General features: G+C 70.8%; 14 protein-coding genes and 1 pseudogene. 9 read left to right on the plus strand and 6 right to left on the minus strand.

Features of this window, described 5'->3' with window-relative positions; all coding sequences use genetic code 11:
- Positions 1-681: 681 nt before the first annotated feature.
- Together EER30_RS12920 and EER30_RS12925 are read right to left on the minus strand one after the other, a co-directional pair.
- On the minus strand, positions 682-1,116 hold the full coding sequence (locus tag EER30_RS12920; protein WP_127500630.1) for a hypothetical protein: 435 nt from the start codon (positions 1,114-1,116) through the stop codon (positions 682-684).
- 83 nt (positions 1,117-1,199) lie between these two features.
- The gene (locus EER30_RS12925) at positions 1,200-1,637 is read right to left on the minus strand and encodes a VOC family protein (protein WP_164842307.1); all 438 of its coding nucleotides are present in this window, start codon (positions 1,635-1,637) and stop codon (positions 1,200-1,202) included.
- 136 nt (positions 1,638-1,773) lie between these two features.
- Here EER30_RS12925 and EER30_RS12930 point away from each other — a divergent pair.
- Positions 1,774-3,185, plus strand: a pseudogene (locus tag EER30_RS12930) (glycoside hydrolase family 15 protein).
- Here EER30_RS12930 and EER30_RS12935 read toward each other — a convergent pair.
- From EER30_RS12935 to EER30_RS12945, 3 genes are all read right to left on the minus strand, one after another.
- Entirely contained in the window at positions 3,151-4,941 is a 1,791-nt protein-coding gene (locus EER30_RS12935) for a sensor histidine kinase (protein WP_127500631.1), read from the minus strand. The pseudogene EER30_RS12930 and the gene EER30_RS12935 overlap by 35 nt on opposite strands.
- Before the next feature lie 41 nt (positions 4,942-4,982).
- Entirely contained in the window at positions 4,983-5,606 is a 624-nt protein-coding gene (locus EER30_RS12940) for a DUF1345 domain-containing protein (RefSeq protein WP_127500632.1), read from the minus strand.
- A gap of 105 nt (positions 5,607-5,711) precedes the next feature.
- Positions 5,712-9,173, minus strand: a complete 3,462-nt coding sequence (locus tag EER30_RS12945) for a S8 family serine peptidase (protein ID WP_127500633.1) — start codon at positions 9,171-9,173, stop codon at positions 5,712-5,714.
- Between the two features lie 106 nt (positions 9,174-9,279).
- Here EER30_RS12945 and ku point away from each other — a divergent pair, with 106 nt between their 5' ends.
- Positions 9,280-10,227 (plus strand): non-homologous end joining protein Ku, encoded by a 948-nt coding sequence (gene ku, locus EER30_RS12950; protein WP_127500634.1) that lies wholly within the window; start codon positions 9,280-9,282, stop codon positions 10,225-10,227.
- A gap of 4 nt (positions 10,228-10,231) precedes the next feature.
- On the opposite strand, the gene EER30_RS12955 is transcribed toward ku, so the two are convergent.
- Positions 10,232-10,834 carry an acyltransferase gene (locus tag EER30_RS12955; RefSeq protein WP_127500635.1) on the minus strand — a complete coding sequence of 201 codons (603 nt, stop codon included), beginning with the start codon at positions 10,832-10,834 and terminating at the stop codon, positions 10,232-10,234.
- Positions 10,835-11,134: 300 nt separating this feature from the next.
- Here EER30_RS12955 and EER30_RS12960 point away from each other — a divergent pair, with 300 nt between their 5' ends.
- From EER30_RS12960 to EER30_RS12990, 7 genes are all read left to right on the plus strand, one after another.
- The gene (locus EER30_RS12960) at positions 11,135-12,205 is read left to right on the plus strand and encodes a Gfo/Idh/MocA family protein (RefSeq protein WP_240669986.1); all 1,071 of its coding nucleotides are present in this window, start codon (positions 11,135-11,137) and stop codon (positions 12,203-12,205) included.
- Positions 12,202-13,167, plus strand: coding sequence for an NAD-dependent epimerase/dehydratase family protein (locus EER30_RS12965; RefSeq protein WP_127500637.1), 966 nt, complete (start codon positions 12,202-12,204; stop codon positions 13,165-13,167). The genes EER30_RS12960 and EER30_RS12965 overlap by 4 nt, the downstream gene beginning before the upstream one ends.
- Entirely contained in the window at positions 13,149-14,279 is a 1,131-nt protein-coding gene (locus EER30_RS12970; protein WP_240669987.1) for a DegT/DnrJ/EryC1/StrS family aminotransferase, read from the plus strand. The genes EER30_RS12965 and EER30_RS12970 overlap by 19 nt, the downstream gene beginning before the upstream one ends.
- Complete coding sequence (locus EER30_RS12975; protein WP_127500638.1) at positions 14,276-15,283, plus strand: hypothetical protein; 1,008 nt, start codon at positions 14,276-14,278, stop codon at positions 15,281-15,283. The genes EER30_RS12970 and EER30_RS12975 overlap by 4 nt, the downstream gene beginning before the upstream one ends.
- On the plus strand, positions 15,270-16,241 hold the full coding sequence (locus EER30_RS12980) for a methionyl-tRNA formyltransferase (protein WP_127500639.1): 972 nt from the start codon (positions 15,270-15,272) through the stop codon (positions 16,239-16,241). The genes EER30_RS12975 and EER30_RS12980 overlap by 14 nt, the downstream gene beginning before the upstream one ends.
- Positions 16,238-17,329, plus strand: coding sequence for a DegT/DnrJ/EryC1/StrS family aminotransferase (locus tag EER30_RS12985; RefSeq protein ID WP_127500640.1), 1,092 nt, complete (start codon positions 16,238-16,240; stop codon positions 17,327-17,329). Before EER30_RS12980 ends, EER30_RS12985 begins: the two co-directional genes overlap by 4 nt.
- A gap of 122 nt (positions 17,330-17,451) precedes the next feature.
- Complete coding sequence (locus EER30_RS12990; protein WP_127500641.1) at positions 17,452-21,132, plus strand: DUF4082 domain-containing protein; 3,681 nt, start codon at positions 17,452-17,454, stop codon at positions 21,130-21,132.
- Positions 21,133-21,138 lie beyond the last annotated feature (6 nt).

A 21,138-nucleotide genomic window follows, 5' to 3' on the forward strand; every position in this document is an offset into this window, starting at 1 on the left:
GAAGACGGCCTGCTCAGCGCACGCGGGGATGATCCGGTGGTGCCGTCCGCACCCACCCACTCAAAGAACTGCTCCCCGTGCACGGGGATGATCCGTACCGCTACAACTCACGCGGGCAGATCGTCATCTGCCCCCGCTTACGTGGGGATGATCCGTGGCACGGCAGTGGCCGCGATCGACTGGATCTGTTCCCCGCGCACGTGGGGATGATCCAGCCGACCTGGCCGAGACCAAGGACTGGGTCGACTGCTCCCCGTGCACGCGGGATGATCCCACGTCGGCCCAAGTCGGTCGCGGGCTAGGATCGCGGCTGCTCCCCGCGCATGCGGGGATGATCCTTGGTTCTACCTGCACGAGAACTGCACCGCGCCCTGCTCCCCGCGTGCGCGGGGATGATCCCATCGCTAGGAAGGCGGCCTGGGTCGGTGCGGGCTGCTCCCCGCTTATGGGGATGGTTCCGGCCATTCAACGGGCGCCCAGGCTGGCTCAGACTTGCTTCCTGCTCGCGCGGGGATGATCCGATCGCAATCAACGGTGCGGACGGGCCGGCACCTGCTCCTCGCATGCGGGGGTGAGCCGTACATTTGCACGCTCGAGGACAACCTGAACACCTGCTCCCCACCTTGGTGGGGTTAGCCGTGCGGCGGCGCCGCCGTCCGGGTGACTGGCTACTGCTCCTGGTCAGGAACAGCGCTTTTGCACCGGGGAGAGCCATTCGGTCAATGTCGGGCCGACGGTCTTGTCGACGTCAGCCGGGGTCTTTATCGCGGCGAAGAACGCCGCGTCGGCCGACCTCGCCTGCATGGTCTCGGCTGACTTCTGGCCGGCTTGCACCAGTTCGGCGTCGGCGCTGGTGGCCGTGGCCTCTTTGACGGCAGTGGCGAAGGTGGCCAGAGACTTCTGGGCCGCTGGCAACGCCTTGCGGTCGGCGACGTAGGCCGTCAGGGACTCGGCGAACGGGCCCATGTTCTTCTCGTATGCGCGCCCGAGCACCTCGCACGTCGTCTTGACAGCGGCCAGTGCCGTAGGGGCCGGGGCCCCGGTCGGGGTGTCGAGCACGCCGCAGGCGTTCAGCAGGAAAGCGCCAGCGGAAAGGGCGAGTAAGGCGCGGCGCACAGGGCACCCCCAGGCGTGAGGAAGGGTCGGTGGGAACGCTCCCACCGACCCTGCACCCTACGGAACACAGCGACGATTGTCGATCAGTCGCGGTTGGGGAGGCGGGTGGTGATCTCCTGGAGGAGCCAGCCGTTGCCGTCCGGGTCGGTGAACGAGGCGTAGCTGCTGTAGGTGCGCCGGTCGGGGTCGGGGCCTGCCTGGCGGGTGCTGTGGTCAACGCCGCGCAGGCCGTGCCAGATCTCGGCCTTGACGCCCTTGTCGAGCAGTTCGGCGGTGGCCGCCTCGATGTCGTCGACGATCAGCATCAGGTCCTGGGCCGAGCCGGGGGTGGCCGACGTCAGGCCGGTGCCGAACTGGATCGACGCCTTCGACCCGGGCGGGGTCAGCTGCACGATCCGCAGGTTGTCGTTGATCGGGAAGTCGGCGTCCAGGCGCCAGCCCAGACCCTCGTAGAAAGACTTGGCCCGGTCGACGTCGGACACGGGCAGGACGGTGACCTCGAAGCGGAACGAAATTGTCATGAGAACAATCTGCCTCCGCCAGGCCCGGCGCCGCCCCAGGGAAAGGCCCTGGTGCACACCCCGGGCCACCGGGCATTCACCACGCCAGGGATCAACCCGGGCGTGACGGAGCGTCGACCGGATCACACTGGGAGGTATGAGCACCGTCCCGATCGCCGAGCACGCGCTGCTGTCCGACTGCCACTCCGCCGTCCTGGTCACGACGGCCGGGTCGGTCGACTGGCTGAGTTTTCCGCGCTTCGACAGTCCCTCGGTCTTCGGGCGTCTGCTGGATGACGACGCGGGTCACTGGTCGATCCGGCCCGTCGGCGCGGGCCGCTCACAAAGGCGCTACCGAGACCGTACGCTCGTCCTGGAAACGGAATGGCGCACCGAAACCGGCACGATCCGGGTCACTGACGCTCTCGCCCTGGGCGCCGGCAATCGCGGGCACGCCCTCGGCGTCGGCTCCCCGCACCTGCTCATGCGCGAGATCACCGGCGTCGACGGCGAGGTCGAGGTCGACATCTGTTACCGCCCCCGCCCCGAGTACGGCATCCTCACGCCCCTGCTCGCGCACGTCGACGGCGGCGTCACCGCGCGCGGCGACGCCGAGTGGCTGGTGCTGACCACCCCCGTACACCTGGATCTTGACGGTTCGACCGCGCGGGCTCGGACGAAAGTGACAAAAAATCAAACGCTGACGTTCGCCCTGCACCGCTCGACGCTCGAGGAGCACCCCGCGCACGTCTGGGCTCAAGAACAGCTCACCGCCCGCCTGGCCGACACGGTCGAGGGCTGGCGTTCCTGGTCCGAGCTGCACCAGACCTACGACGGACCCTGGCGCGACCTCGTCCATCACAGCGGTCGCGTGTTGCAGGCGCTCACTTTCCGGCCCAGCGGCGCGATCGTCGCCGCCGCCACAACCTCACTTCCCGAGCGTACGGGCGGCGAGCGCAACTGGGACTACAGGTACTCGTGGGTGCGCGACGCGAGCTTCACGATGGAGGCCCTGTGGGTCGCCGCATGCCCGGACGAGGCCGGCGACTTCTTCGCGTTCATGACGACGGCAGCGGCGGCGGCGATCGGCCCCGACACCCCGCTGCAGATCATGTTCGGCGTCGGCGGCGAGCACGACCTGACCGAGCGGGTCCTTCCTCACTTGAGAGGGTGGCGGGGCATTCGTCCCGTCCGGGTCGGCAACGGTGCGTGGACCCAGCAGCAGATCGATGTGTACGGGGAGTTGCTCGCGGCCGCTCACCGTCTGTTGAAAAAGACCTGACCGACGAGCGTGGCCTGGTCTACCGCTACCGCGCTGACGACGGCCTGGCCGGCGACGAGGGCACGTTCCTGCTGTGCACGTTCTGGCTGGCCCAGGCCCTGGCGCTCGCGGGTCAGGGGCACCGAGCAAGGGAGGTCTTCGAGCTGGCCGCCGGTTATCTCAACGACGTCGGTCTGCTGGCCGAGGAGATCGACCCGCGTACGGGCGAGATGCTGGGCAACTTCCCCCAGGCGTTCAGCCACATCGGCCTGGTCAACGCAGCGTGGGCGATTTCTCAGCGCCGGTGATCGAAGCAACGGGAACGGTGAACCAGAAGACGCTGCCGCCGCCCGGGTTGTCCTCGATGCCGACGTGCCCGTGGTGGCGTTCGACGATGCGGTGCACGATCGCCAGCCCGAGACCCGTGCCGGGAAAGTTCTCGCTGCCCCCGACGCGGGTGAACGCGTCGAACACGGCCGCGCGGTCCTGTTCGGGGATGCCGATGCCGTTGTCGGCGACCTCGCAGCGCCACCCGTCGTCGTCGGGCCGGCAGCCGACCCGTACGCGGGGCTCGCGGTCGGGCGGCGTGTACTTGATGGCGTTGCCGATGAGGTTGTCGAAGACCTGGCGCAGCAGGGTCGGGTCGCCGTAGACGGTCGGCAGGTGCCCGACCTCGACCTTCCCGGCCCGGTCGCGGGCGATGTCCTCGGCCAGGCGGCGCAGGTCGACCGGCACGTGGGCCATCGGCCGGTTCTCGGCGGTGGCGTAGTCGAGCAGGTCGTCGATGAGCACCCGCATCTGGTCGGCCCCGGTGCGCAGCCGGGCCAGGAAGTCGCGCTGGGTGCTGTCGAGCCGCTCGTAGGCCTCCTCGTGCAGGAAGTCGGCGTAGCCCATGATGCGGGCCAGGGGGCTGCGCAGGTCGTGGGCGACGACCCCGGCGAAGCCGACGAGCTCGGTCTCGCGCTGCCGCAGCCGGTGCTCGACCTCCTCGCGGCGTTCGATGTCGTGGCGCAGGGCGGCGGTGGCCTCGTCGACCCGGCGCAGCGCCCGGTTGCGCGAGGTGGTGACGGTGGCGGTGAGCGCGACGAGCAGGACGGTCAGCACGCCCCCGATCAGCCATGCGACCCGGTCGAGGCCCCGGTCGGTGCCGGCCAGCAGTTCCTCGGTGGCGTGCACGCGCAGGTCCCAGAAGCGCTGCGCGACCACGACGGTGGTTTCGGCGGCGCCGAGGTCGGTGTCCAGCGCGGCGGGCGGGCGCCAGGTGGCCATCGGGATGGGGTCGCCCGAGACGGTGTCGAGCAGGGTGACGGCGACGGCTTCACCGGCCGCGGTGGCGACCGCCTCGCGCAGGAAGTCGCCGCCGCGGGTGCCGAGGACCAGCCAGCCCCGGAACCGGCCCAGGTCGGTGGCGGCGGGCGAGGTGGAGAACACCGGGGCGACGAACACGAACGACAACTGGCGGCGGTCGGCGGGCAGGCCGGCGTCCTTGAGCAGGCGGTAGGTGCGGCTGACGGTCACCCGGCGGTTTCGTTCGGCCAGGTCCATCGCCTCGACTGCCTCGACCGAGGCGGACATGTCGAGCCCGGGCGCCGAGCCGGTGTCGTCCAAAGTCTTGTTCAGTACGACGAACCGGTGCGGGCCGGTGCCGGTGGGGTGCAGCTCGAGGCTGGTGGAGCCGCGCTCGCGCCACTCCCTCTGCAGGCCGGCGATCCGCGCGGTGGGGGCGGGCACGACGAAGACCAGCCCGGTGGCCCCGGGCAGGCGCGCCCGGTCGACGGCGGCGGTGATCGCGGTGAACTCGCCGGTCTCGAGCCGCGACTGGGCGCCGACGGCGGCGGCCAGGTCGGTCAGCGAGTTCGCGTACCGGTTCACCTCGGTGGTGATGGCCTGGGCGACCATCGCGGTGCGCTGGGTCAGGGCGCGGGCCAGGCGGTCCTGTTCGACCCGGTGCAGGGTCAGCGCCGCGAGCGTGGTGCCGGCCAGCCCGGTGAGGGCGACCAGCACCAGCGCCAGCACGGAACGCCGCGCCCCGACCCACCGGGTACGGCGGGCGTCTGGGGTCACATTTGCGACGGTACGCCGGAAGTGCCCGTCCGCGCAGGTCGTCAGCCGGTGATGACGCTGACCGCGATACCGACGGTGGCCGTGTTGTAGACGAACGACAGGATCGAGTGGGCCAGGATCTGCCGCCGGATCGCGGTCGTCTGCGTCTCGACGTCGCTGACCGAGAACGTCGTGCCGAGAGTGAACGAGAAGTACGCGAACTCGACGAAGCTGGGGTTGTCGATGTTCGGGAACGCCAGCGGGCGCGCGTCGGGCTCGGCCGCGTAGAAGGACTTGGCGTACCGCTCGGCGTAGCCGAAGTGCAGGATGGCCCACGCCAGCAGCACGGCCGGGAGGCCGACGAGCTTCGCGAACGCCTGCTGGTCGCCCTCCTCGATCACGATCAGCAGGCCGGCGGTGATGCCGACGATGCTGGTGAAGATGGTGAAGGCCAGGCCGGCCTTGCCGCCGAGGCCCCGGGTGAGCCACTCGGTGCGCTCGGTCGAGCGGCCGCTGCGCCGCAGTCGCAGCACCCGCACGATGATGTAGAGAATCGCGATCAGGTCCCAGGCGAGGATCGCGAGCAGCTGCTCGTCCCCGTCGGTGAAGAAGAAGATCACGGCGCCGAGCACGATGAGCAGTGCCTCGACCGAGCGTGAGAAGAACAGGGTTGCCTTGCTGGTCATTGTTTTCCTTCGATGATCAACCGTTGGTGCCGCAACTACAACGGCGAAAATCGACGATGGTTCATGGCCGGGCGAGCAGGTCACGCCCACCCGCCCGGCCCTGGCTCAGCGAACCGGGAAGGCTCTGATCACGGTCTGCTTGACGGTGTTACCGGCCGAGTCAGAGGCGGTCGTACGGATCGAGACGTACGCGGCGCCGCGCGGCGGGTTCGCCGTCCGGGCCACCCAGTGCTTGCCGTCGTCGTACGAGACCTCGACGCGGGCCGCGCCCAGCCGGCCGGCCCCGTCGGCGTCGGTCAGATGCACCGGCGTCACCGCCGTACGGTCGTACCGGAGCTGGATCAGCGGAAGCACCGGCGTGCCGGCCGCCGAACGGAACCCCCACTCGGTCTCGGTGCGCGTCGACAGCGGCCCGTCCTGCTCGGTGCGCACCACGACGCGATAGGGCAGCCTGGCCGCCGAGCCCGCGGTCACCGTCGCGTACGTGTTCTCGGCCCGGCCCAGCAGCGTCGAGCCCTGGTAGACCTCGGTCGTCTGGCTCTGCGACCCCTGGGCGAACCCGACGTGATCGGCGGTCCCGAACCCGGGCACGTCCACCGTGAACGTGTTCCCGTCGCGCGACGGGTGGCGATAGTTGTTGTTCAGGTAGGGCCGCGTGATCGGCGCGAAGAACACCTCCCGCGCGGCCGCACCAGGCCGGTACGCCTGACGCACGCCGATCTCGAAGGTCAGCCCCGACACGTACGCCTCCTGGCCCCAGCGGTACGGCCCGCCGGTGCTCACGAAGTCGACGCGGTGCTGCGGCAGCGGCCGGCTGCTGAGCCCGCCGATGCCCCACCGGTCGTTGTAGGCCGGGTAGTCGAACCGGAACTCGCCCCCGTCCGACGGCCGCGGCTGGGTGAAGTCGACCGGGATCCGGGCCAGCGCGCCCGCCTCCTCGGTCAGGTCGGCCGGGATGCGGTCCTCGTAGGTCTGCACCAGGTCGTAGACGAAGTCGCTGGTCGTGGCGGCCGCGACGGTCAGCGTGACCCGCCCGCGGCGCAGCTCGGCCAGCAGTCGCTCACCCTCGTCCTTCGAGACCAGCGCCACCTCGATCGGGGTGCGAGCCCCCCACGACGGTCCATAGTCGCGCAGCGTACGCCCGGGGGTGTCGTTGACGACCAGCAGCAGCTTGACGCCCGCCTCGGCGGCGGCCGCGGCCTGCTCCCCGTCCAGGGTCTCCTGGGTGTGCCGCACGACCGCGACCTTGCCCTTGGCGCCCGCGAAGCCGTTCGTGGCATCGACCGCCGTCAGCCGGTGGGTGCCGTCCGGCAGACGCGTCGTGCCGCCCTGACGCACCAGGTCGTCGAAGGTGTGATCGCCCGACGTGACGCTCAGTTCCGGGGTCTCCTTGCGCCACCGCGCGGTCAGGTGGAAGTCGCCGCTGGTCACGCGCTCGGGCGCGGGCTGCGCCCAGAAGCTGTCGTAGACCACCCCGGCCTCCCAGAACGTCCGCCAGAAGCTCTCGCCGCCCAGGGAACGGAAGTAGTCCAGGCGGGCGTACGAGTCGGTGGTGGCGCGGGGCACGGAGGTCGAGATCCGGCGGACCTTCGACGCGTCGAGCACGACAGTGGTGTCGCCGCGCAGCCGTACCTCGGGGTCGCCGATCAGGGCCATGCCCAGCGACATCGGCCCGTGCGCGCCCTGCACCTCGACGAACGACAGCACCGAGTAGTGGCCCTCGGGCAGCAGCAGCTTCTCGTCGCCGCTGGTCGGCACGAACATCGGCTCGGAGCTGCCCTCCGGCCCCATCAGCTCGACCAGTCCGCCCATCGGCTTGCCGTCCTGGCCGCGCAGCTTGAGCGTCATCCAGTGGAAAGGCCGCACCGGCCCGGTCGCGACAGAGCTGCGAGCGACCGTACGACCGGTGGAGTCACTCGCCGTGACAATGCCGGCCTGGTTCGTGGTGCTGTCGCGGTAGGTGACGGTCACGTTCACGCTGCCGTGCGCCTTCGCCGTGACCTTGTTCGCCGACAGGGTGACGAAACCCGGCCCGGCCAGGCTCAGAACCACGTCCTTGTCGCCCGCGTTCGTGTAGGTGATCGTCTTCGCGCCCGCGCTGACCGCGCCGGTGGCGATGACGCTCGCAGCCGTCGCCGCAGCCGCGTCGAGCCGCCCGGTCCCGCCGTCCCACGGCGTCAGGTGCGGGGTCGGAGTCGACGAGCTGACCAGGGCGTCCTTGACCTGCCGGCCGGTCCAGCCCGGGTGCGCGGCCAGCACCAGCGCGGCCGCGCCCGCCACGTGCGGCGTGGCCATCGAGGTGCCGCTCATCGTCGTGTACATGCCGTCGCCCTCGACCAGCTGCGAACGGGCGGCGAGCACGTCCACGCCGGGCGCGGTGATCTCGGGCTTGAGACCCTGGTCGCCCAGGCGCGGGCCACGGCTGGAGAAGTAGGCGAGCTGGTCGTCGCGGTCCACGGCGCCGACCGTGAGCGCCTCGTCGGCCGCGCCCGGAGCGCCGATCGTCGACGTCCCGCCCGCGTTGCCCGCCGCCACGACGAACAGCGCGCCGGTCTGCTCGGAGAGCCGGTCGACGGCCTCGCTCAGCGGATCGGTGCCGTCGGTCGGGTTCGCGTTGCCGAGGCTCATGTTGATGACCTTCGCGCCGCGCTCGACGGCGGCCCACTGCATGCCGGCGATGACCCACGAGTCCTGGCCCGAGCCGTCGTCGCCGAGCACCTTGCCGATGTCGAGCCGGGCGCCGGGGGCGACACCGCGCTCGGCGCCGCTCGACGCCGCGCCGGTCCCGGCGATCGTCGAGGCGACGTGCGTACCGTGGCCGGCCCGGTCGAGGACGTCGGAACCGGGGACGAAGCTGGCGCTGCCGTTGATGCGCCCGGCCAGATCGGGGTGGCCGGTGTCAGCGCCGGTGTCGAGCACGGCCACCGTGACCCCGGTGCCGGTGTTGCCGGCCGCCCATACCTTGGGCGCGCCGATCTGGGTGGTCGTGTCGGCCAGCGACGCCCGCACCCGGCCGTCGAGCCAGATCTTCTCGACGCCGCCGTCAGAGCGCTTCGCGGTCTTCTGTTGCCCGGCGACGCCGGCCCAGAAGCTCGCGGCCTGGTCGCGGTCCTGCTCCAGCGCGGCGCCACCGATGGCCGGCAGATCGCGTACCCGGGTCGAGCCGGTCGGCGCGGCCTTCCGCGCCGCGGCGCCGTCGGCGTAGCGGACGATCAGCGGGAGCACGGGGGAGTGCGCGTCGTCGTAGCCGTCGGCCACCAGTTGCGAGACGTTGAACAGGTCGCGGTCGAGCAGTCCCGACGCGACATGAGGCAGCGCGCTGAGCGGGTAGACGTACAGGCCCGACTTCGTCTCGACGACGCGTACGGCCGCGGGCTTTCCATCGGCGGTGGCGGTGCTGACCGTCGTGCCGCGAACGGTGACGACATCACCCGTGATCAGAGTGACGGTGGTTCTGTTCTCCTGCGGGCCGGGTGCAGGCGCGGCGTGGGCGGGTGACGCCACCGCGGGGAACAACAGGACGGCGGCCGCGGTGGCGGTCACCGCCCGGCGAGCAGAGTGGTGCATCGAGGATCCTCGCTCTTTCGTCGGAGTGGCGGGGACCCTACGCGTTCATGATCACCAATGGGTTACGCGGTTGCTTATTGTCGGGCGGAGCGGGTAACCACAGGACATGGCTCGACCGATCTGGACCGGCGCGATCACCTTCGGCCTCGTCTCGGTGCCGGTGGCGATGTACTCCGCCACCCACGACCACGACGTGGGCTTCCACCAGTTCGAGAAGGGCACCTCCGACCGCATCCGGTACCGGCGCGTCAACGAGCGCACCGGCAAGGAGGTCGACCTCGACGACATCGTCAAGGGCGCCGAGGTCGGGGACGGCTACGTGGTGCTCGAACAGGACGAACTCGACTCGGTCGCGCCCGGCCGATCCAAGAGCCTCGACATCCACCGCTTCGTCGAGCTCGCCGAGATCGACCCGCTCTACTACCAGAAGACGTACTGGCTGGGCCCGGGCAACGACGAGACCGCCAAGGTGTACGGGTTGTTGCGCGACGCGATGTCCGAGACGGGCCGCGCCGCCGTCGGCACGCTGGTGATGCGCGGCAAGGAGTATCTGACCGCCATCCGCGCCGACGGCAACCTGCTGGTCCTGCAGACGATGTACTTCGCCGACGAGGTCCGCGACCCCAAGGAGCAACTCGGCGACCTGCCGACCCGCAAGACGGCCAAGCCGGCCGAGATGAGCATGGCCGAACAACTCATCGACTCGATGTCCGGCGCGTGGAAGCCCGCCGACTTCCGCGACACCTACACCGACCGCGTCAAGGCCCTCATCAAGGCGAAGTCCAAGGGCAAGAAGATCAAGACCGCCGACCCGGCCCCCGACCCCACCGCCGCCTCGGACCTGTTCGACGTCCTGCGCCGCAGCGTCGAGGCTGCCTCCCAGCGGCGCTCGTCCGCCAAACCCGCCAAGAAGGCGGCCAAGCAGACAACGGCCAAGCAGACAGTGCCCAAGAAGGCAGCGGCCAAGAAGACGGCTGCGAAGCCCGCGAAGAAGGCCACGACCGCCAAGAAAGCCGCGACCAAGAAAGCCGGGGCCACGAAGAAGGCGGCCTGACTGGTCAGCGTTCGGTGAGCACTCCGTCGGACTCGACGTACTCGGCGCCGGTTGACGGGCACACCCAGATGTCGTCGCCCTTGGCGGTCAGGGGCTGGCCGGCTCGGCCGACCCAGCCGACGCGGCGGGCCGGGACGCCGACGACCAGGGCGAAGTCGGGGACGTCCTTGGTGACGACCGCGCCCGCGGCGACCAGGGCCCAACGGCCGACGTGGACCGGAGCGACGCAGACGGCGCGGGCGCCGATGGCCGCTCCCTCACCGACAGTCACGGCGACGGCGGTCCAGTCGTCGCCGGTCTTCAGGCGGCCCTCGGGGGTCACGGCGCGGGGGAACTCGTCGTTGGTGAAGACGGCGGCGGGGCCGATGAAGACGCCGTCGGCCAGGCGGGCCGGCTCGTACACCAGGGCGTAGTTCTGCAGCTTCACGTTGTTGCCCAGCACGACACCGGGACCCACGTACGCTCCGCGGCCTATGTTGCAATTCTGGCCGAGCGCCGCGTTCTCGCGGATCTGCGCCAAGTGCCAGATTCGAGTGCCTGCACCGATTTCGGCGCTTTCGTCGACGTCGGCGGCCGGGGCGACGGTCACGCCCTCGCGCTCTCTCATGGCATCTCTCTTCCGACGGTGCGAAGACGGTGCGAACCAGCGACAGCCAACGCGAAGCCGGCCCCGAGCGCATCGACAATTCGGTCCACTCTGACCGATGGTTGTCGCCCGGTCCGGCCGAGCGGCGCGAGCTTTCGGCCGAACGTACGGCATCGGCTCGCGGCTTCCGCCGGAATTCTTACAGTGCTCTGGCGGGGGAGTGGATCGCGTCGATAGCTTCCGGTCGAAACGTACCGTCCACCATGCACCGATGCATGCCGTTCCCCAGAAGCCGCGGCTTCCTGAACGAAACGGATGTCAGTGAATTCTTCACCCGCGCCCGGCGCGCCGATCGGCGTCGCCGTCGTCGGGGCCGGCTACTGGGGCCCCAACCTCGTCCGCAACTTCCAGGCCACCCCCGCGTTCCGGCTGCGCCGGCTGTGCGACCTGGACGTCGACCGGGCCCGCCGGGTCCTCGGCGACTATTCGACCGTGCAGGTCACGGCCGCCCTCGACGAGGTGCTGGCCGACCCTGACGTGCACGCCGTCGCCATCGCCACCCCGGCCGGCACTCACCTCGACGTCGCGCTGGCCGCCCTGCGCGCGGGCAAGCACGTCCTCGTGGAGAAGCCGCTCGCCGCCACGTACGCGGAAGGGTTGAAGCTTGTCGAGGAGGCCGATCGGCGCGGGTTGACGCTGATGTGCGACCACACCTACTGCTACACCCCGGCGGTGCTGCGCATCCGCGAGCTGCTGCACGGCGGCGAGCTGGGTGAGCTGCACTTCCTCGACTCGGTGCGGATCAACCTGGGTCTGGTGCAGCGCGACATCGACGTGGTCTGGGACCTCGCTCCGCACGATTTGTCCATCCTCGACTTCGTCCTGCCGCAGGGCGTCGTCCCGGTCGCGGTGGCCGCGCACGGCGCCGACGGCATCGGGGCCGGCCGGGCCTGCGTGGCCTATCTCACGCTCGAGCTCAGCAGCGGCGCGATCGCCCATATCCACGTGAACTGGCTGTCCCCGGTGAAGATCCGTACGGCGATCGTCGGCGGGTCGAAGCGCACCCTGGTCTGGGACGACCTCAACCCCAGTCAGAGAATCGCCGTGTACGACCGGGGGGTCGACGTCGCCTCACCGGACGAGCTCGGCGACGAGCAGCGCCACGACATCCTGGTGTCGTACCGTTCCGGCGACATGGTCGCACCGGCGCTGGTCGAGCGGGAGGCGTTGCGCACGATGGTCGAGGAGTTCGCGCGAGCCATCACCACCGGTGAGCCGGCGCTGACCGACGGCCGCTCCGGGCTGCGTGTCCTCAGCATCCTCGAGGCGGCCTCGCGCAGCCTCGCCGAGGGCGGAACAATGATCAAACTCGATGAAGGGCACATGGCGTGACGGGCGTACAGATCGAGGGCGCGCGCGCCCTCGTCACGGGCGGGGCGGGCACCATCGGCTCGCACGTCGTCGACGAACTGGTCCGCGGCGGGGCGGCCGAGGTCGTCGTGCTGGACAACTTCGTGCGCGGCCGCCGCGACAACCTCGCGCAGTCGCTCGCGAACGGTCCGGTGCGGCTGGTCGAGGGCGACATCCGCGACGCCGCGCTGGTGCGCGAGCTGACCGCGGGCCAGGACCTGGTGTTCCACCTGGCCGCCATCCGCATCACGCAGTGCGCCGAGGAGCCCCGGCTGGCCAACGAGGTGCTGGTCGACGGCACCTTCAACGTCGTCGAGGCGGCGGCCGAGGCGGGCGTCAAGAAGCTCGTCGCGTCGTCGTCGGCCTCGGTCTACGGCCTGGCCGAGCAGTTCCCGACCACCGAGCGCCACCACCCGTACAACAACGACACCTTCTACGGCGCGGCCAAGGCCTTCAACGAGGCCACGCTGCGCAGCTTCCACGCGATGAAGGGGCTCGACTACGTCGCGCTGCGCTACTTCAACGTGTACGGACCGCGGATGGACATCCACGGCCTCTACACCGAGGTGCTCATCCGCTGGATGGAGCGCATCGAGTCGGGCACGGCGCCGCTGATCCTGGGCGACGGGCTGCAGACGATGGACTTCGTGCACGTGGCCGACATCGCGAGGGCCAACATCCTGGCCGCCCGCGCCGACGTCACCGACGAGGTGTTCAACGTGGCCAGCGGAACCGAGACGAGCCTGTGTGAGCTGGCCCAGGCGCTCAGCGACGTGATGAAGTCCGACCTGGCCCCCGAGTTCGGCCCGGCCCGCGCGGTCAACGGCGTCACCCGCCGCCTGGCCGACACGAATGCCGCGGCCGACAAGCTGGGCTTCCGCGCCGAACTGTCGCTCGACGAGGGCCTGCGGGGCCTCGTCGACTGGTGGCGGTCGTCGCGATGATCCCGGTGATGATTCCCCAGCTCGGCGAGGAGGAGGCCCAGGCCGCGGCCGACGCCGTCCGCTCCGGCTGGGTCGCCCAGGGTCCCCGCGTGGCCCGCTTCGAGCAGGAGTTCGCGGCCGCCGTCGGCGCGACCCACGGCGTCGCGGTCAGCTCCTGCACCACCGCCCTGCACCTGGCCCTGGTGCTGCTCGACGTGCAGCCGGGCGACGAGGTCGTCGTACCGTCGCTGTCGTTCATCGCGACGGCGAACGCGGTCCGCTACGTCGGAGCCACCCCGGTCTTCGCCGACGTCGATCTGGCCACCGGCAACGTCACGGTCGAGACGATCGAGGCCGTACGCACCCCGCGCACCCGGGCGGTCATCGCGGTGCATCAGGGCGGTGTCCCGTTCGACACGGCCGCGCTGCGCAAGGCGGCCGACGGCTGGGGCGTCCACCTGGTCGAAGATGCCGCGTGTGCCGCCGGTTCGACCGCCTACGGGCAGCCGGCCGGGGCGGGCGCGACCATCGCCGCCTGGTCGTTCCACCCGCGCAAGCTGCTCACCACCGGGGAGGGCGGCATGGTCACGGTGGACGACGCCGCGCACGCGGCCCGGCTGCGGCGGCTGCGTGAGCACGGCATGAACGTCTCGGCCGCCGATCGCCACGCCAGCAGCCAGCCGGTGCTGGAGGCATACCTGGAGACCGCCTTCAACTACCGGATGACCGACATCCAGGCCGCGGTCGGGCTCGTGCAGCTCGGCCGTCTCGCCGGACTGGTCGCCCAGCGCCGTGAACTGGCCGCGCGGTATCAGGAGTTGCTGGCCGACGTCGAGGGCCTCACCCCGGTGCGGGACCCGGCGTACGGCCAGACCAACTACCAGTCGTTCTGGGTCCTGCTCGACGAACGGCATGAACGGGACGAGGTGCTGGCCGAGCTGGCCCGCCAGGGCGTGTCGGCCCGACGCGGCATCATGGCCGCCCACCTCGAACCGGCGTACGCGGACGTCGAGGCGGGACCGCTGCCGAACACCGAGCGGATCACCCGCGAGTCGCTGATCCTGCCCCTGCACCACAAACTGACCGCGGACGACCAGGAGCACATCGTGGGCGTCCTGAAAGGGCTCGCATGACGCCCGGTCTGACCACGACCCGGCTGCTGCGGCTGATGCGCCGCTCGATCGACGAGACCCGGCTCGACCTCACCGGGGCCGTCGTCCTCACCGAGGCGGCGACCGGACCGTACGCGGTCACGCCCGTGCTGGCCGCGATGGCCGGCGCGACCGAGGTCGTCGCGCTGACCCGCAGCACCCGGTACGGTACGGCGGCCGAGGTCACCCGCCAGACGATGGCCCTCGCCGAACCGGCCGGGGTCGCCGGGCGCATCACCGTCACCGCCGAACGCCGGCCGGCCGACATCGCGCGGGCCGACGTGGTCACCAACAGCGGCCACGTGCGCCCGATCGACCAGGCGATGGTCGATCTGATGAAACCCACCGCGGTCGTCCCGCTGATGTTCGAGGCGTGGGAGGCCGAGGCCGGGCGCACCGACCTCGACCTGGCCGCCCTGCGCAAACGGGGCATCGCGGTGGCCGGCACCAACGAGCGGCACCCCGCGGTCGACGTCTTCTCCTACCTCGGGCTGATGGCCGTCAAGCTGCTGCTCGACGCGGGAATCCCGCCCTACCGCAGCCGCATCGCCGTGCTGTGCGACAACCCGTTCCTCGACTTCCTGGTGCGCGGCCTGATCGCCGCCGGGGCCGAGGTGACGGCGGCGGCGTCGCTGGGCGAGCTGGTCAACGCCCCGCGACCCGAGGCCCTGATCGTCTCGATGCGCCCGACCGGCGGCCCGGTCCTCAGCCGCGCCGAGATGGACGTGGTCGCCACCCGCTGGCCGGGTCTGGTGGTCGCTCAGTACTGGGGCGACCTCGACCGCGACGGCCTGACCGATCGCGGCCTGGCCGTCTGGCCCGCGGTCCCGCCGGGCGCCGGCCACATGGGCGTGCTGCCCTCGGCCGTGGGCCCCGACCCGATCGTCCGGCTGCAGACCGGCGGGCTCAAGGTGGCCGAGGTGCTGCTGCGACCGGCCGGGGAGCGTACCGCCGAAGACCTGGAGTTCGTGGATGAGCTCGGCTGACCGGCCGCGGGTCGTGCTGGTCGGCGTCGGCCCCACCACCGCCACGGCGCTCGCCGGGCTGCTCGACGGCTTCGAGGTCACCACCCTGCTGCGGCCCGGCGACGACGACGTGACCGGCCTGGCCGCCCGAGAGGGAGTGACGGTCGAGGGCGACACGTCGGTCGCGTCGCTGACCCGGGTCGTCGACCGCGACCGGCCCGACGCCGTCGTGGTCTCGTCGTACGACCGGATCCTGCCCGCGGCCCTGGTCGCCGGGCGGCCGTTCGTCAACGTGCACTACGCGCCGCTGCCCCGATACCGGGGACGGGCGACGGTCAACTGGGCGCTCATCAACGGCGAGCCGGACGCGCACATCAGCATCCACTGCCTCGAACCGTCGCTCGACGCGGGCGGGTTGCTGTTCACCGGCAGCGTGCCGATCGGCCCGGCCGACACCGTGTCCACGCTGTACGACCAGCTCAACGACCTGCAGCGCAAACACCTCGGCGACGCCGTACGCCGCCGGCTCGCGGGCGACCTGGGCACAGCGCAGGACGAGAGTGCGGCCAGCTACTCGTGCACCCGGCTGCCTGAGGACGGTGAGATCACCTGGGCCGAGCCGACGGCGAAGCTCGACCGGCTGATCCGCGCCCTCGCGCCGCCGTTCCCGGCCGCCTACACCTACCTCGGTTTGCGCCGGCTGGAAGTGCTGCGCGCCGAGGTGCGGCACGACGCGCCCCGCTACGACGGGCGGGTCCCGGGCCGTCCAGTCGGCCGGTCGTCCGCCGAGGGCTGGGTCGACGTGCTCACCGGCGACGGCGTCCTGCGCCTGCGCACCGTACGGCTGGAGGGTTCGGAACCCGCTCCGGCCGCCACGGTCATCCGCTCGGTGAAACAGACCCTCGGCCTGCACACCCACGGCTTGCTGACCCTCATCGCCGAGCTCCAGAGCCGGCTCGAACCGCTTGGAGAGGCATGAACAAGATCCCGCTCGTCGACCTGGCCGCCGCCCACCAGGAGGTGGCCGAGGAGGTCGAGGCCGGATTCAAACGCGTCCTCGCCGCCACCGCGTTCGTCGGCGGGCCCGAGGTCGCGGCGTTCGAGCAGGAGTACGCGGCCTTCTCCGGCCTGCCGCACTGCGTCGGGGTGGCCAACGGCACCGACGCCCTCGAACTCGCGCTGCGGGCCGTCGGTGTGGGACCGGGCGCCGAGGTGATCCTGCCGGCCAACACGTTCATCGCGACGGCCGAGGCGGTGGCCCGCGCGGGCGCCCGGGTCGTGCTCGTGGACTGCGACCCCCGCACCTACCTGATCGACGTCGACGCCGCCCTCGCCGCCGTCACCCCGGCCACCCGCGCGATCGTGCCGGTGCACCTGTACGGTCAGCTCGCGCCGGTCGAGCGGCTGCGTGCCGGGCTCGCCGGTCGGGACGTCACCATCGTCGAGGACGCGGCGCAGTGTCAGGGCGCGACCCGTCACGGCCGTGGCGCCGGGGTCGACGGCATCGCCTCGACCAGCTTCTACCCGGGCAAGAACCTCGGGGCGTACGGGGACGCCGGTGCTGTGGTCACCGACTCGGAGCAGTGGGCGACGACCGTACGCACTCTGGGCAGTCACGGCGGCCTCAAGCGCTACACCCATGACCTGATCGGCGTGAACAGCCGTCTCGACGGTCTGCAGGCGGTGGTGCTGCGGGCCAAACTGGACCGGCTGGCCACCTGGAACGCGCGCCGTCGCGCGGCCGCCGCCCGCTACGACGAGCTGCTCGCCGGCCTCGACGTCGTGCTGCCCGAGACCCTCGAGGGCAACGAGCACGTGTGGCACATCTACTGCGTACGGGTTCCCCGGCGCGACGAGGTGCTCGCCAAGCTCAACGCCGAGGGCGTCGGCGCCGCCATCCACTATCCGATCCCCGTGCACCGCACCGGCGCCTTCGAACACCTCGGCGGATCGTTCCCGAACGCCGAGGCCGTCGCCCCGCAACTGCTGTCGCTTCCGATATATCCGCAGATCACCGAGGAACAGCAGGTCCGGGTGGCCGATGTGCTGGCGCGGGCGCTCCGCTAAGTTGCCCCTTCCTGGCTTAACGGTGGAGTCCGTGGTGTCGTACGCGGGCCATATCGTCGCCTGTGGACGAATCTGAATCTTCGAACTCCCCCTTTTCTCCGGCGTAGAGGCTGCAGGACGATATGAGCAACGCTTACTTCGATGCCGGTCCGATCCGGCGTCATCCGATACGGGCGGCGCTGGCCGCCGCCGCGACCGCCGCGCTGGTCGCCGCGGGCCTGGTCGGCCTGCAAACGGCCCCGGCGTCGGCGGCGACCTGCTCGCCGAACCCGGTGGTCTGCGAGAACGCGAAGGACGGCAACCCGTCGGGGGAGTGGGACATCCTCGGCGCGGGCGACGAGACCGTGCAGGGCTTCTCCACCGACATGAGCGTCAACGCCGGTGAGACCGTCCGCTTCAAGGTGCGGGCCGAGCACGCCTTCACCATCGACATCTACCGGCTCGGCTACTACGGCGGTGACGGCGCCCGCAAGGTGACGCCGCTCGGCACGACCTACCCGGCGCAGAACCAGAACACCGCCTGCGTCACCGACGAGGTCACCCAGATCTACGACTGCGGCTCCTGGGCCCAGACGGCGAGCTGGGCGGTGCCGTCCACGGCGGTCTCCGGCGTCTACATCGCGCTGCTCAAGCGCACCGACACGCCCACCGTGCCCGGCAGTCACATCACCTTCGTCGTACGGGATGACGCGAGCACGTCCGACGTCTTCTTCAAGACTTCCGACGCGACGTGGCAGGCCTACAACACGTACGGTGGCACCAGCTTCTACACCGGGCCGCAGGGGCGGGCCACGAAGCTGAGCTACAACCGGCCCTTCGCGACCCGTGGTGCGCTCGGCGGCCGCGACTTCCTGTTCAGCACCGAATATCCGACGATCCGCTTCCTCGAGCGCAACGGCTACGACGTCACGTACACCACCGACGTCGACGCCGACCGCCGCGGCGGGCTGATCGCCAACCACAAGGTGTTCCTCTCCGTCGGCCACGACGAATACTGGTCCGGCACGCAGCGCACGGCCGTCGAGGCCGCCCGCGACGCCGGGGTCAACCTCGCGTTCCTCAGCGGCAACGAGGTCTACTGGAAGACCCGCTGGGAGAACAGCAAGGACGGCGCCAACACGGCCTACCGCACGGTGGTCTGCTACAAGGAGACCTGGGACGGCACCAAGAGCGACCCGACCCCCGAGTGGACCGGCACCTGGCGTGACCCCACCTACAGCCCGCCCTCCAACGGCGGCCGCCCCGAGAACGGCCTGACCGGCACCATGTTCCAGGCCAACCAGGACGACCTCACGATGGAGGTCCCGTCCGCGATGGGCAAGAACCGGCTGTGGCGTCACACCAACGTCGCGCAGGTGGCGCCGGGCGGCAAGGCGACCCTCGCCCCGCACACCATCGGCTACGAGTCGGACGAGGACATCGACAACGGCTTCCGCCCCGCCGGCCTGATCCGGCTGTCCGAGACGACCGGCCCGACGCCGGAATACCTCATCGACTTCGGCAAGACGGTCGTCGAGGGCACCACCACCCACCACATGACGCTCTACAAGGCGCCCAGCGGCGCCCTGGTCTTCGGGGCCGGCACCATCCAGTACGCCTGGGGCCTCGACGACTACCACGACACGTTCTTCGAAGAGATCGACCCGCCCGACAGCCGCATGCAGCAGGCGATCATCAACCTGCTCGCCGACATGCGGGCCCAGCCGGCCACCCGGATGAGCAACCTCACCGCGGCGACCGCCTCGACCGACACCGTCGGCCCGACCGCGGCCGTCACCTCCCCGGCGGCGAGCGCCACGGCGGCCAACGGCGCGAAGATCACCGTGTCGGGCACCGCGGCCGACACCGGCGGTGGCGTCGTGGCCGGCGTCGAGGTGTCACTCGACAACGGCTCCACCTGGCACCCGGCCACCGGCACGACGAGCTGGTCCTACGCCGGGTACGTCTCCGGCGACGGCGCGGCGGCCATCAAGGTGCGGGCCACCGACGACAGCGCGAACATCGGCGCGATCGCCACCCGGTCGTTCACGCTGACCGGCTCGTCCACCCTGTTCGGGGCTCGGGTCCCGAAGGTCACGGCCACCAACGACTCCGACGCCACCGAGCTCGGCGTCAAGGTGATCCCGCAGACCGACGGGTTCATCAAGGGCGTCCGCTTCTACAAGGCCGCCACGAACACCGGCCAGCACCACGGCAGCTTCTGGTCGGTCGACGGTGACCTGCTCGCCAGCGGCACCTTCACCGACGAGACGACCAGCGGCTGGCAGACCCTCGTCTTCCAGCAGGCCGTACCGGTCGTCGCCGGCGCCACGTACGTCGCCTCGTACACGGCGCCGAACGGGCGCTTCGCGGCCGACCAGTGGTCGTTCGCCTATCACAACTGGCAGGCGCCACCCCTGGTCGCGCCGCGCAGCCAGGACTCGGGCGGCAACGGCGTCTACGGCAACCCGGGCGACTTCCCGGTGCAGTCGTACAAGGCCACCAACTACTACGTCGACGTGCTGTTCGACTCGTCCGCGCTGACCGCGCCCACCGTCTCGACGGTGACGCCCACGCCGAACGCGATCTACATGCCCACGTCGACCGCCCCCACGGCCACGTTCAGCAAGCCGGTCAACCCGGCGACCATCCAGTTCACGATGACCGCCGACGGCAACGGCCCGGTCACGGGCACGGCGTCCTACAACGCCACGACCCGCACCGCCACGTTCACCCCGGCGGCGCCGCTCGAAGCCGGCCGCAAGTTCACGCTCGAAGTGACCGCGGCCGACCCCAACGGCAACGTCGTGGCGTCGCCGCCGACCTGGTCGTTCACCACCGACCCGGGCACGACGACGGTGAGCAAGCTGTTCTCGCCGACCGACCTGCCGGCCACCCCCGCGATCAAGGACTCCGGCGCCATCTCGCTCGGCGTGAAGTTCACCCCGAACGCCGACGGCGAGGTCATCGGCATCCGGTTCTTCAAGGGCACCGGCAACGGCGGCACCCACACCGGATCGTTGTGGACGGCCACCGGCGGCCGGCTGCGGCAGGCCACGTTCGTCGGCGAGTCGTCATCCGGCTGGCAGACGGTCTACTTCGACGAACCGGTCGACGTGGCCGCGGGCACGAGCTACGTGGCGTCCTACTTCGCGCCCCGCGGCAACTACGCGGTCAGCAACGGGTTCTTCAACACCAACTGGACGAACGGCCCGCTCAGCGCACCCGGCGGGGGCAACGGCGTCTACCTGTACGGGTCCGACGGCTGGCCGCAGAGCTCGTGGAACAACACGAACTACTGGGTCGACCCGCTGTTCGTGGCCGCGCCCCCGCAACCGCAGCCCGAGATGCCCGCCGACGCGGTCACGCTGTTCGACCCGTCCACGGTCCCGGCCAACCCGAACTGGAACGACTCGGGCAACGTCGAACTGGGCCTGCGGTTCACCTCGGACGTGGCCGGTCAGGTCAAGGGCATCCGCTTCTACAAGGGCGTCGACAACACCGGCTCGCACACCGCGACCCTGTGGTCGTCCGACGGTGACCCGCTCCGCACCGGCACGTTCGTCGGTGAGACCGGCTCGGGCTGGCAGACGATGCTCTTCTCCAGCCCGATGACGATCACCCCCAACACGCAGTACGTGGTCTCGTACCGGGCGCCGGTCGGCCACTACGCGGTGCAGGCCGGGGGCTTGAGCACCCCGGTCGTCAACGCCCCGCTCAGATCGGTCGCCACCGGCGGTTCCTACCGCTACGGCGGCGGCTTCCCGACCAACCAGGTGGGCAGCAACTACTACGTGGACGTCGTGTTCACACCCGCGAGCTGAGAGGGA

This window comes from Actinoplanes solisilvae, from assembly GCF_003999975.1.
GTDB lineage: Bacteria > Actinomycetota > Actinomycetes > Mycobacteriales > Micromonosporaceae > Actinoplanes > Actinoplanes solisilvae.